11 protein-coding genes are annotated in these 12,912 nt (G+C 68.1%); 6 read left to right on the forward strand and 5 right to left on the reverse strand.

The window, feature by feature from the left end:
- Positions 1-143: 143 nt before the first annotated feature.
- Positions 144-347 (reverse strand): alpha/beta fold hydrolase, encoded by a 204-nt coding sequence (locus ACWEVR_RS28640; protein WP_452469501.1) that lies wholly within the window; start codon positions 345-347, stop codon positions 144-146.
- Between the two features lie 71 nt (positions 348-418).
- Here ACWEVR_RS28640 and ACWEVR_RS28645 point away from each other — a divergent pair, with 71 nt between their 5' ends.
- The gene (locus ACWEVR_RS28645; protein WP_452469502.1) at positions 419-736 is read left to right on the forward strand and encodes a hypothetical protein; all 318 of its coding nucleotides are present in this window, start codon (positions 419-421) and stop codon (positions 734-736) included.
- A 205-nt stretch (positions 737-941) separates the two neighbouring features.
- Here ACWEVR_RS28645 and ACWEVR_RS28650 read toward each other — a convergent pair whose 3' ends face one another.
- From ACWEVR_RS28650 to ACWEVR_RS28660, 3 genes are read right to left on the reverse strand one after another with little or no spacing between them, the layout of a single operon-like run.
- Entirely contained in the window at positions 942-1,655 is a 714-nt protein-coding gene (locus ACWEVR_RS28650) for a hypothetical protein (protein WP_452469467.1), read from the reverse strand.
- Positions 1,655-2,728 carry an alpha/beta hydrolase fold domain-containing protein gene (locus ACWEVR_RS28655; RefSeq protein ID WP_452469468.1) on the reverse strand — a complete coding sequence of 358 codons (1,074 nt, stop codon included), beginning with the start codon at positions 2,726-2,728 and terminating at the stop codon, positions 1,655-1,657. Before ACWEVR_RS28655 ends, ACWEVR_RS28650 begins: the two co-directional genes overlap by 1 nt.
- A complete protein-coding gene (locus tag ACWEVR_RS28660; protein WP_452469469.1) occupies positions 2,725-4,257 on the reverse strand; it encodes a flavin-containing monooxygenase in 1,533 nt (510 codons plus the stop codon). Before ACWEVR_RS28660 ends, ACWEVR_RS28655 begins: the two co-directional genes overlap by 4 nt.
- 319 nt (positions 4,258-4,576) lie before the next feature.
- On the opposite strand from ACWEVR_RS28660, the gene ACWEVR_RS28665 reads away from it, so the two are divergent.
- The 5 genes from ACWEVR_RS28665 to ACWEVR_RS28685 all read left to right on the forward strand — a co-directional run bounded on the left by ACWEVR_RS28665 (position 4,577) and on the right by ACWEVR_RS28685 (position 11,046).
- Positions 4,577-5,674, forward strand: coding sequence for a zinc-binding dehydrogenase (locus ACWEVR_RS28665; protein ID WP_452469470.1), 1,098 nt, complete (start codon positions 4,577-4,579; stop codon positions 5,672-5,674).
- A gap of 37 nt (positions 5,675-5,711) precedes the next feature.
- Positions 5,712-7,136, forward strand: a complete 1,425-nt coding sequence (locus tag ACWEVR_RS28670; RefSeq protein WP_452469471.1) for an APC family permease — start codon at positions 5,712-5,714, stop codon at positions 7,134-7,136.
- A gap of 43 nt (positions 7,137-7,179) precedes the next feature.
- The gene (locus ACWEVR_RS28675; protein WP_452469472.1) at positions 7,180-8,217 is read left to right on the forward strand and encodes a dihydrodipicolinate reductase; all 1,038 of its coding nucleotides are present in this window, start codon (positions 7,180-7,182) and stop codon (positions 8,215-8,217) included.
- Positions 8,218-8,288: 71 nt separating this feature from the next.
- Positions 8,289-9,725: a gamma-aminobutyraldehyde dehydrogenase gene (locus ACWEVR_RS28680; RefSeq protein WP_452469473.1), complete on the forward strand. Its 1,437-nt coding sequence runs from the start codon at positions 8,289-8,291 to the stop codon at positions 9,723-9,725.
- A gap of 82 nt (positions 9,726-9,807) precedes the next feature.
- The gene (locus ACWEVR_RS28685; RefSeq protein WP_452469474.1) at positions 9,808-11,046 is read left to right on the forward strand and encodes a PucR family transcriptional regulator; all 1,239 of its coding nucleotides are present in this window, start codon (positions 9,808-9,810) and stop codon (positions 11,044-11,046) included.
- Positions 11,047-11,119: 73 nt separating this feature from the next.
- On the opposite strand, the gene ACWEVR_RS28690 is transcribed toward ACWEVR_RS28685, so the two are convergent.
- Positions 11,120-12,484 (reverse strand): NAD(P)/FAD-dependent oxidoreductase, encoded by a 1,365-nt coding sequence (locus ACWEVR_RS28690; RefSeq protein ID WP_452469475.1) that lies wholly within the window; start codon positions 12,482-12,484, stop codon positions 11,120-11,122.
- Positions 12,485-12,912 lie beyond the last annotated feature (428 nt).

Genomic DNA, 12,912 nt, shown 5'->3' on the forward strand with positions numbered 1-12,912 from the left:
ACGGTCGGTAGCCCCGTCGCCCAGTGAGTACTGGCACCCCCGCGGGAGCAGTCCCGGTTCGCGGGGGTGCCGGCGCGTGTTCCCGCCCGTCGACGTCACCTCTGAACGTCGCGATCGACGAATCACGTGTCGGCAGCGGAGGGTCACCGGTCGCGGGACGGCCGCAGAAAGTCCGCGACGCGCGGGGCGAGATCGTCGGCGCGGGTTGTCAACCCGAGATGACCGTCCGGGTAGACGTGCAGGGTCGCGTGCGGCAGCAGCCGCCGCATGATCGGCGCGTTGACCAGTGGGATGATCGGGTTCTCGGAGCCGGCGAGAATCAGGGTCCGCTTCGTCGAGCGTGCCACCGAGATGCTCCTCGAGCCGGCGGATGCGGTGCGCAACGGTGTTCTCGTGACAGTAGAGCAGACGGCCGGCCTTGGCGGCCGATCCGTGCGTGTCGAGCCACGCCCGTGCGGTCGCCGGCAGCATCTCGCGCTCGTGGTGGGACAGCACGAGCACCTCACGCAAGACGCTGACCGCCACCTGCGCCGAGCGCAGTGCGCGCGCCGCGCCGTCGAGGCACGCGAACGCGGGACCGACTATCTGCGCGCCATCGACGTACCGGACGGGGCGCATCATCACCGCGGCCGCTCAGCAGACGATCGGTCTGGGCAAGCGAATTCACGACCGACACCGGCCGACCCACCACGCTGCTGTCGGCGACAGCGTGCACACCGTCGGCGGCCGGCGCTGATGCCCGGTAGGGCGTGCGGTTCCAGGCTCGCGCTGGCGCGGACCCCATCAGGCCACAGTCGAGCACCATGACATCGTGGGATCCAGCGGTGTTCGGCGCAGTGTGGCGAGAGGTGATCCACGACGTCGGAAAGACTTCGACCCGCGGCAAGCTGTCCTTCGCGTGTGCTTGCGCACAGCCTGTCGCGGGCCGACCGGCGAACTGATCAAGCCGTTGTTTCTCGCGCGCTGATACCTTCCGGAGCCGACGTGCGCTCGTCAGTCTGCGTGTTGATCCGTTCGAGTGCGAGGTAGCCGCGCGAGAAGGTCACGATCATCAGTGCCCAGATCGTCAGCGAGATGATGTAGAACAGCGTGTGGTCCGCGTCGTCGCCGGGGATCGGGAAGTAGTCGTAGATGATGGCCACGAAGGCGCCGAGCGCGGCGCCGAGCGCTACCCACGTCGCGTTGCCGCGATCGCCCCCGCGCCACAGCTTCGGCACCATGTAGACGAACACGAACAGTGCGGCGGCCAGGTTCATCACGAGGTAGAAGATCGCCCAGTTCGGTTCCACCGCACGGGGTTCGAGGGCGCGGTTGAGGCCCACCGCGATACCGGCCACGATGGCCAGGGCCTCCACCACCCAGCTCGGGCGGTATCGGTGCGTCACCGCCATCAAACCGACGACGAGGATCACCGTCATACCGAACGACCGGGAGAACGCGTCGAAGAAGACCATGGCGTGGTAACTCAGGCTCTCGTGGTCCACATTGATCGCGGCGAGGAACAGCACGTTCACGCCGGACACCGCCATCACAACCCATTCGAGGCCGAGTAGGAAGTTGCGGTTGCCGCGCAGCAGCTTGATGCCGTAGTAGAAGCCTGCCCAGACCATCGCCAGGTCGGCGAGCAGGACGAGGATCATGCGGGTGGTGCTCATCAGAACTCCTCGAGGCTGGTACGAATAGCGCCGGTGACCCGGTCGAGCGCAGCGCGGGACGTGGGGCTGATGCGGGTCATCGAGAGGTAGCCGTGGACGAGGCCGCTCTCACGGAAGACACGAACCGGGACGCCTGCCTCCTCGAGTCGCGCGGCGTAGGCCAGCGCCTCGTCCCGGAGGGGGTCGAAACCGGCCACGGTGATCAGGGTCGGAGGCGCGCCGGACAGGTCGTCGGCGAGGATCGGCGAGACCCGCGGGTCGAGTGCGTCCGTCCGGTCCGGCAGGTACATGTCGGTCAGCCAGTCGATCTGCTTGGCCGACAGTGCCGTGTTGTCGGCGAACTCCTCGCGCGAGGCGTAGTTTCCGACCGCGTCCACGACCGGGTACATGAGCACCTGCAGGAAGGGCCGGAGCTGCTCGCCCGCCACGATATTGGCCAGCACGGCGCAGAGGTTGCCGCCCGCGCTGTCGCCGAGCAGCACGATCCGTGCGGGATCGATCCCCCACTGGGCGCAGCGCTCGACGGCGAACCGCCAGGCGGTGACCGCGTCGTCGACCGGGCCGGGGAACGGAGAATCCGGCGCCAAACCGTACTCGACCGAGAGCACGTTGACGCGCGCACCGTCGGCGATCATGCGGGCGGGCACGTCGTAGTCCTGCCTGCTGCTCAGGACGAAACCTCCGCCGTGCAGGAACAGGACCAGGGCATTCGAGGGCACCGCCGGCCGATACATGGTCGCGCGTAGGCCGGTCGGCAGCACGATCTCGGGCTCGACACGCACGCCTGCGGGTGCCTTGTCGGCGAACACCCGGGAGTCGTTCGCGACGATCGCGCGCGCCTGTTCAGCAGTGCCGTCGCTGAAGTCCGGTGCGCCTGCGGTGGCCTTAAGCAGCAGCGCGATCTCGGGCGCCATCACGTCGCCGTCGGCGTTGACCACCCGCGGCGCGATCCGGCGGAGCAGACCGCCGGGGAGGCCGCCGAGCGCGGTGAATGCGGCGCGCTGCAGCCGCTCGGCCACGCTCAGCGCGACGGGCGCCTGGATGGGCGCGGAAACCCGCGTGGTCACGGTCATGACCATGCTTCTTCCACGACGGTGCGGCCGCTGAGCTCGCGCTCGAGGCGGGAGCTGAACCGCAGATGCTCATCGATCACGGAGCCGCGATACATCTTCCGGTCATCGAGGAAGACGTTTTCCGTCTTCCAGGGCATCGCATCGCCCTGGCGCGGCAGGTCGTTCTTGGCGCGCCGCATGTAGCCCGACTCGAGGTCGAGCATGGAGCGGGTGCCGACGCCGTCGGGTGCGTGCGGGACGGTGGTGTCGTAACCGTGGGTGTCCATGTGGCGCAGCAGCTCGATGATGCTCCTGCCGAGCAGCCCGATCTTGAGCGTCCAGGACGACTTGGTGTAGCCGATCGCGTTCATCCAATTCGGCACGCCGGACAGCATCATGCCGCGGTACACCACGGTGTTCGGCAGGTCGACGGGACGCCCGTCCACCGTCAGGTCGATGCCGCCGAACAGGCGCAGGTTCAGCCCGGTCGCGGTGATGATGACGTCGGCGTCGAGGTGCTCGCCGGACTCGAGTTCGATGCCGGTGGCGGTGAACCGGCGAATGCGGTCGGTCACCACCGAGGCACCACCGTCGCGGATGGACTCGAAGAAGTCGCCGTCGGGCGCGAGGCACAGGCGCTGTTCCCACGGGTTGTACGGCGGGTTGAAGTGCTTGTCGACGTCGAAACCGGCGGGCAGCTCCTTGACGTTGGCGCTGCGGATGAAGCGGCGGGACGCGTTCGGGAACCGGGTCAGCAGCTGGACAACGGTCCAGTCGGTGAGGATGTTCTTCCACCGGGTGGCCAGGTAGCCGCCGCGCTCGCCGAGCAGGCGGGTGAGCTTCAGACTCAGGGCGTCCACCCGCGGCAGCGTCATGATGTAGGTCGGCGTGCGCTGCAGCATCGTGACGTGCGCGGCCGCTCCGTCGCCCTTCAACATCGATGGGATCAGTGTGATCGCGGTGGCGCCGCTGCCGATCACCACGACCTTTTTCCCGGAGTAGTCATAGCCCTCGGGCCAGTGCTGCGGGTGGATGATGTCGCCGGTGAAGTCCTCGCGACCCGGGAACTCCGGGGTGAAGCCCTTCTCGTAGTCGTAGTAACCGGTGGCGCCGAACACCCAGCCGGCCTTGACGACCTCACGGTGCACGGTGCCGTCGACCTCCGTCACGTCGACGTTGAGCAGCCAGTGGGCGTCATCGCTCGACCAGGCGGCCGAGACCACCTTGTGCCGGTAGCGCACGCGATCGGCGAGGCCGTACTCCTCGACGGTCTCCTCGAGGTAGTCGAGGATCAGCGGGGCGTCGGCGATCGCGTTCTCGTCCTTCCAGCTCTTGAACTCGTACGCGAAGGTGTGCAGGTCCGAATCGGAGCGGACGCCGGGGTATTTGAACAGGTCCCACGTGCCGCCGATGGAATCGCGCCCCTCGAGGAGCACCACCTTTTTGTTCGGGAACTCCCGGGTGATGTATGTCGCGGCGCCGATACCCGAGATTCCGCCGCCGATGATGACGACGTCGAAGTACTCCGGGCCGGGTGCTGTATTGCTCATCCCTCGCTACCTTCCTGTGCCGAGCGCGTCGTGAGGTATCCAGGTTGCCGGTCCCCGTGTGGCGCACACCACATCGAATCTCAACGTCTTGTGGGGCTTCGTGGTGGAAATCGCACCTCCCCCGGTTCGCGCCGCACGACCACCTGGGCTCGGAGTGCAATCTGCACCGCTTCGCCCGGTAACTGGCTGAAACATGCTGTGGCCGATCCGCCCACCGAGCCGTCACAGTGAGATCCACGCCACACCGCTTCAGCAGCCGCTCCGTGCCGGAAAGCGTTGCGGTTTCGCCGATCACATTGCCCCGCAAAGGAGTCGAGTAATGCGCGCCGCATTGTTCACCGACAAGGACACCTCCGTCGAAATCACCGACATCGACCTCGCAGCGCCCTCGCGCAACGAGGTCCGCGTCCAGATCACGGCGGCGGGGGTGTGTCACTCGGAACTGCATCTCGTCCGCGGTGAGTGGCCGGTCCCCGCGCCCCTGGTTCCAGGGCACGAGGGCTCGGGTGTGATCACCGAGGTCGGCCCAGATGTCACGCACCTCGAAGTGGGCGACCACGTCGTGTTGTCGTGGAACCCGTACTGCGGGCAGTGTCGCGAATGCCTCGCCGGGCGCGAGACCCGCTGCCATCAGGTCGCGACGGTCATCAACGCGACCGGCAGCCTGCTCGACGGCACCAGCCGGCTCAGCCGTGGTGGGCAGCGCGTCAACCACTACCTCGGAGTGTCCTCGTGGGCCGAGGAGGTCGTCGTCCCCTCGACCGGCGCGATCAAGATCCGCGAAGACGCGCCGCTCGAATCCGTCGCGCTGGTGGGGTGCGCCGCCGCCACCGGCGTCGGCGCTGTCGTCAACACGGCCAAGGTGACGGCCGGAGCCACCGTCGCGGTGATCGGATGCGGCGGAGTCGGACTCAACATCGTCCAGGGCGCCCGCCTGCAGGGCGCGGAGCGGATCGTCGCCGTCGATCTCTCCCCCGAACGGGCCGCACTCGCGAAGACCTTCGGCGCCACGGACGCCATCGGCCTCGATGGTGCGGACGCGGTCGAGGCGTTGCGCGACCTGATGCCCGACGGCGTGGACTTCGCGTTCGACGCAATCGGGCACGTGAGCACCACCGAGGCCGCGATCCGCGCGCTCGCCCTCGGCGGTGCCGCGGTCGTCGTCGGACTCCCGGCCGCGGGCGCCACGGCCTCCTTCGAGCCGCTCGCGCTCGCCGAGATGGACGCGCGGATCCTCGGTTCCAACTACGGCAGCATCCGGCCGCAGTTCGACATCCCGAAACTCGTCGACCTGTACATGAGCGGCGAACTACTCCTCGACGAACTGATCACCGCCCGCAGGCCGCTCGACGAGGCGGCGCAGGCGCTGTCGGATCTCGCCAGCGGTGCCCAGCTGCGCCAGCTGCTGATCCCCTGACCGCGGCAGCGCGGCGAACCATCGCATGAAGGAAGACATGACCACCAGGACCCACGAGAGCGCTGCGTCGAAGCGTCCGGCCCGCCTGCACGGCAAGCTCGGTGTCCTCTCGATCTCGCTCATCATCATCGCGGGCGCGGCCCCGCTCTGCGTCGTCGGCGGGCCGTTGGCACTCGGGCTGGCGCTCGGCAACGGGGCAGGGCTCCCGGCGGCCTATCTCGCCACGCTCGCCGTGCTCCTTCTCTTCGTCCTCGGATTCACCACCATGACGCCGTTCGTCCGGTCCGCGGGAGCCTTCTACTCCTACGTGCACGCGGGGCTCGGCCGGGTCGCCGGGATCGGCACCGGCTACCTGGCCGTGCTGTCCTACACGTGCATCTACATCGGGCTCTACGTGCTGCTCGGGATCGGCACCGACGCACTGGTGACCACTTACGGCGGACCCTCGATGCCATGGTGGGTCTGGGCCGCGGTCGGGCTGGCGATCATCGCCTTCCTCGGCCACCGCAACGTCGAGGTGTCGGGGAAGGTGCTCGGCGTCCTGCTGGTCGCGGAGGTCGGCCTCGTCGTCGTGCTGAACGCCGCGATCCTCCTGCGCGGCGGCGGCCCGGAGGGCCTGTCCGACGGCGTCGTCTCCCTCGCGGACGCCTTCAGCGGCGCGCCCGGCGTGGCGCTCATCTTCGCCGTCCTCAGCTTCATCGGCATCGAGGCCGCCGCCGTGTTCCGCGACGAGGCGAAGGACCCCGTCCGCACCGTGCGCCGGGCGACCGTCGTCTCCGTGACCGTCGTCGGCCTGTTCTACGCGGTCACCTCGTGGGCGGTGATCAGCGGAATCGGTGACAGTCAGGTCGTCGCCGCCGCTACCGCCGATCCCGAGGGCCTGCTGTCCTCGGTCGCGCTGCAGTACCTCGGCCGGGTCGGCGCGGACCTGATCGTGCCCCTGTTCGTCACCAGCACCTTCGCCGCAGCCCTGACCTGGCACAACATCCTGTCCCGGTACACCCTGTCGTTGTCGTCACGTGAGCTGCTCCCGCACCGCTTGGCGGCGGTCCACCCGGAACACAATTCGCCGCACCGCGGATCGCTCGCGGTGACGGCGGCGGTGGTCGGGGTCGTGGCGCTCGCCGTCGCGATCGGCCTCGATCCGATGAGTCAGCTCTACACCTGGACCTCGGGGCTGGGCTCGGTCGGCTACGTGATCCTGCTGGTGCTCACGTGCTCGGCCGTGCTGGTCTATTTCCGCCGCGAGTCCCACGGGACCTCGGCCTTGCGGACCCTGGTGGCACCCCTGCTCGGCCTCGGCGGACTGCTCGTGATCCTGGCGGCGATGCTGCTCAATCTCGACCTTCTCGCGGGAGCCGAGCAGAGCGTCTCCGTCGCCATCATCGTGCTGCTTCTCGGCTCCCTCGCCCTCGGCCCCGTGGTCGGGCGACTACGACCGACCGCGGGAACCCAGGAATAGCCCAGGCCGACCCGGCAACCAATCTCACTGAAGGACAAGCTCTTTGACGCACACGATCGTCCTGGTCGGCCTCGGCGCCACCGGGCTCGCCATGGCCGAATCCCTCCTGCGACGCACCGACGTGCGGATCGTCGGCGCGGCCGACCGGAATCCCGCCGTCGTCGGCGCCGACCTCGGTACCCTCGCCGGCCTCGGCGCGAGCGGGGTCACCGTCATCGACGAACCCTCCAGCCTTCCCGCGGCCGACCTGGCCGTCGTGGCAACAACCTCGGACCTGAACCTGGTGGTCGACACCCTCGTGCCGTTGCTCGAACGGTCCTACAACGTGATGAGCATCTGCGAAGAATTGTCCTACCCGTGGTCCAGCCACCCGCATCTCGCACGACGCCTGGACCAGGTCGCGAAGGCCAACGGCGTCACCGTCGTCGGTACGGGCGCGAACCCCGGCGTCCTGATGGACACCCTCCCGCTCCTGCTGACGACACTCACCCAGCGCGTGGAGCGGGTCGTCATCCGCCGCCGGACCAACATGTCGCGCTACGGCGCGATCCTGTCCAAGTTCGGCCTCGGGCTCACGCCCGCGCAGTTCGACGAGGCGCAGGCCTGCGGAGCGGTGGTCGGCCACTACGGCTTCGAACAGGCCATCAGCGCGCTCGCCGCCGGCCTCGGCTGGTCACTCGACGAGATCGTCGTCGGCCAGGTCTGCCCCGCGATCGTCAGCGACACCGTCCGGACCGGCGACCACGTCGTCATCGAGCCGGGTCGGATCGCCGCCGTCACCCACGCCGCGCGCGGCACGCTGGGCGGTCGAACGGTGATCGACCTCGAGATCATGTTCGGCTTCTTCGACGGCAGCGATCCGGTGATCGCGGGCGACGACTACCGCATCGAGGGGACCGACCAGGTGATCGAGCTGTCCTCGCCCGTCGGCTTCGAGTCGTTCATGAGCACGATCGCGGCAGCGGTGAACGTCGCGACCGCGGTCGTCGACGCATCCCCCGGGTTCCTTTCCATGGGCGACCTCCCGGTCGCGCGGATCGCGTCGAAAGGCACCCGACTGACTGCGCCTGCTCCGGTGTGACTTCTCGACCGCGCAGGATCCGTCCAACCTCCTCATCTCATCGCATCCGACAACGACCACAGGAGATCACCATGCTCGACCCCAGTTCCTACAGCGCGAAGAACCTCATCGACGGCGAACTCGTCCCCGCCGCATCCGGACGGCTGCTCGATGTCCTCGAACCCGCGACCGGCGAGGTCCTGGCCCAGGTTCCCGCCAGCGGACAGGAGGACGTCGAAGCGGCCGTGACCGCCGCCGAACAGGCGTTCCGCTCGTTCCGGCGCACCACCCCGGGCGAGCGTGCCGAGATGCTCCTGACCCTCGCGTCCAAGATCGAAGAACACGCCGAGCAGATCGCGGTGCTGGAGTCCCGCAACGTCGGCAAACCCCTCCCGGTCGCCCGCGACGAGGTGCCCTTCGCGGTGGACAACCTGCGATTCTTCGCCGGTGCGGCGCGGACGATGGAGGGCCGCGCCGGCGGTGAGTACCTGCGCGGCTACGAGTCCTACGTGCGGCGCGAGCCGATCGGCATCGTCGCGGGCATCGCACCGTGGAACTACCCGCTGCTCATGGCGACCTGGAAGATCGGTCCCGCCTTGGCTGCCGGGAACTGCAGCATCCTCAAGCCCTCGCGTCAGACCCCACTGACCGCCCTCTATGTCGCCGCGCTCGCGCAGGACGTCTTCCCGGCCGGTGTGTTCAACGTGCTGTCGGGATCGGCGGCCGACATCGGCGACCACCTGGTCTCCGATCGCCGCATCGGCCTGGTCTCGCTGACCGGTGACACCAGCACCGGGCGGCACATCGCCGAGGTGGCCGCGGCGAATGTCGCGCAAACGCATCTCGAGCTGGGTGGCAAGGCGCCGGTCATCGTCCTCGACGATGCCGATCTCGACGCGGTCGTCGCGGGCATCGCCGCCGCCGGCTTCGTCAACAGCGGCCAGGACTGCACCGCGGCGTGTCGGGTGATCGCCACCCCGGGCATCTACGACCGGCTGCTCGAGGCGCTGGTACCCGCGGTCGCGGCGATCCGAGTCGGCGATCCCACTACCGGCGGCGACATCGACATGGGTCCCGTCATCTCGGCCGCACACCGGCAGTCCATCCTCGACGTTCTCGCCAAGACCGACGGCACCATCCTGACCGGCGGCAAGGCGCTTCCCGGCAACGGCTTCTTCCTGGATCCCACGGTGGTGGCGAACCCGAGCCAGACGGACGTGCTCGTGCAGTCCGAGCAGTTCGGCCCCGTCGTCACCGTGCAGCGTGCGGCCGATATCGACCAGGCCTTCGAGTGGGCGAACGACGTGGAGTTCGGCCTGGCGTCGTCGATCTGGACGCAGAACCTCAGCCACGCGGCACGCGCGGCACGCGACCTCGACTTCGGCTGCGTCTGGGTGAACGACCACATGCCCATCCTCTCGGAGATGCCCCACGGCGGGTTCAAACAGTCCGGATATGGCAAGGACATGTCGATCTACGCGCTCGAGGAGTACACCCGCATCAAGCACGTGATGACCAAGACGGATTGACAGCCTCAGATCCTGACCAGCAAATCGCCGGGGCGGGCGGCGCATACTCGTTGTCACGGCGAGCGATGGAGGTTCCTGGACAATGACCGTAGAGTTCGGCGAGCTGTGGCCCGTGCCCTCCGACCGGGTGCGCGAGCTCTTCCGCGATGTCGCCGAGACCATGCTCGCCAGGCACAAGGAGATTCTGGCCGACATGGAGGAGGCGACGCTCCGGGACCCCCGTTACCTGGAGATCTCACAGGACCCCGTGCTGGCCGAGGCCAGCGACCGCGTCGGCGTCTCCACCCTCAAGAAGTGGCTGACGTCGAACATCGCCGCGCCCGGCGCGCGGGTCCCGCCGGCGGACAGTGCGGAGACGCGTACCTATGCGCGCAATGTCGTTCTGCGCGGCCTCACCACCGACGAGGTCACCTCGTGGCGGGCCGGACAGTACATCGTGTGGCGGTGGTGGCTGGCCGAATGCTTCAGAGTGGCAGGCGATCTCGAGGAGCTCGAGGAACTCGTGGCGGTCTCCGCCTGCTCGCTGACCACCGCCGTCGACGACGCCATCGCAGCACTGGCACAACAGGTCGACGACGTCCGCGAAGAATTCGCCGGCGGCGCGCAGCTGCAGCGCTACGCCACCGTCGAACTGCTGCTGCAGGGTGCCGACATCGCGCCGGCGCGGGCCGAGGCCCAGCTGGGATACGCGCTGACCGGCTCGCACATCGGCGCTGTGGTGTGGGCGGATTCGGAGCGCGACGCGCACGCACTCGAAGCGGTGAGTGAGCAGTTGATGCGGGCCTGCGGCGCGGAGGGTCGACTCACCGTCGTGGCGGGGACCTCCGCGCAGTGGCTGTGGATTCCGTCGAGAACCGTGCCCTCCGCCGCGGATCTCGAGGAGATGCTCAGTCGCCACCCCCGTGCTCGCGTGGCGCTCGGCCGGGCGGCATCGGGCATCAACGGATTTCGGCGAACCCATCTGGATGCCGCGGCGGCGCAGCGCCTGCTGTCGCGGCTCCGCTCGAATCTGGCCGTGATCCGTTACGAGGATGTCCAGATGATCGACTTGATGTCGGCCGATGTCGGCCAGCTCGATCAGTTCGTCACCGATGTCCTCGGCGACTTCGAGGCCGCGAGCCCGGTCCTGCATCAGACGGTGCTCACCTACGTCGCAGAGGGCCTCAACCGGTCGAGTACCGCGGATCGGCTCTTCACCCACCGCAACACGATCGACCGGCGTCTCGCCCGCGTCGACGAACTCCTCCCCCGCCCCTTCGCCGACCGGCCGACCGAAGTAGCGACGGCGTTGATGGTCCTGCGGATCCGCGGCACGGGCTGACCGCCGCCCGCTCGCGGCGGCAGGGTCGTCTCGCGCTCCAGCTGCCTGAGCGGGAGCGCGGGGCGACCTCACGTCAGCGCTTCGCGCGTCCTCGGCGACGCACCTGCCGACGCGCCAGCGTCTTGCTGCCGCTGAAGAAGTCGTTCATCCGGTCCATGCTCCAGACGAGCCGCAGCACCAACGGGTTCATGACCAGGTCCATCGATGCCGGGTACTTCGGGGCGTCCGACCAGATGCCCGCGAGGTCCTCCGGCATCTCGTCGTCGACGATGTAGTCGGCGAGCATCTTTCCCACATACGGAACCTGACACAGGCCGTGGCCGTTGCAGGCCATCGAGTAGTAGACGTTGTTGCCCACCTGGCCCGCGACCGACAGCCAGTCCGCGCTGATGCCGATCCAACCGCCCCAGGCCTGCGCGATCGACACGTCGGCCAGCGTCGGGAACCGTTCGGCCAGGTCGGCCGCCATGTCCTTCACGAGGCTCGGGGACGGAACCCGATCCGGCAGCGGGTAGCCCGGGCCGCGCTCCGGTCGGCGTACCCCACAGACGATGGTGTTGCGCTCGGTGAGCCGGTAGTGGGTCATGACCTGGTGCTGGGTGATGATGCCGGACCGGCTGGTCCACTCCAGCTCGGCGAGCCGCTCGGGCGCGATGGGTTCGGTCTCGATCTCGATGACGTACAGCGGCACCGAAAGGTTCTTGGGCGTGATGTCCCATTCGCCGGCGTAGGCGCTCGTCGCCAGCACCACCTTGTTCGCCCGCACCGTGCCGTTCGGGGTGGAGAGTTCGACGATGCCGCCCGTCCTGCGGACATCGCTTACCGGGGTCTGCTCGTAGAGCTTGACCGGCGAGTCGAGCACGGCGCGCCGTACACCGCGGGCGAGTTTGCCCGGGTTCAGCATGCCGCCGATGCTCTCTCGCATGCCGCCCACGAAGCCGGTCGGAAGGCCGAGCTGCTCACGGTTGCCGACTGTCCCCTGCCCGCCGACGGCGCGCAGAATCGCCGCCTGTGTACGGACCCTGAGCATCATGAGCGGGGAAATCGCACCCCACACCAAGCCGTTCGGCACATAGTCGCAGTCGATGTCATGGGTCTTCATGAGATCTTCCACGTAGTGGCCCGCGTGCTCCGCCAGCTTGGCCATCACCGAGAGCTTGCTGCCGGAGAACAGGCCGAGCATCCGCAGGTCTCCACCCGGCGCCCCGGCGATCTGACCGCCGTTGCGTGAGGCGGAGCCGTAGCCGCAGAACTCGGCCTCCAGCAGGACGACGTCCTGGCCGCGCTCGGCGAGGCGCAGGGCGGTGGCCATTCCACCCATGCCGCCGCCGACGACGGCGATGTCGCAGGTGATGTCGCCGTCCAAGGCGGGTCGCACATCGTCCGGACGATCGATCCAGCCGCTGAAATTGCTGTACTTGGTGGTGTCGGTTCTCATGCTGTCCTGATCTCCCTCGAATGGTGGGTATGACGGTGCGGTGGAAACCTCGCTGAGATCACGTAACCGGGTCGGTTGTCGGTGCACGAACTCTTCCTCCACTATCGCCATCCCTTCGTAGGGTCACCATGGGGAGTCGTGGCGTGTTGGCGCGGATCGCGGTGCACATTGCACACGCGTCCGGATCCCGAGGGGCACAACCCCGGTTCGACACAGACGATGTGGTCAGAGCATCGCCAGGCAAATATGGGACCCCCACACCGCTCCGCTACTCGACTTCATCGCGGGCTTTTCTACGATTTGCATGCAGGTTGGTACAGGAAATTTCTGGAACGGTTCGATAGATTCAGGACGTACAGATAGTCATCTATGTGCACGCTCGTCTTCGGTCGCAGGTTCCAATCCTCCGCCAACCGCCCACGGAGCGG

The organism is Nocardia sp. NPDC003979, assembly GCF_053605015.1.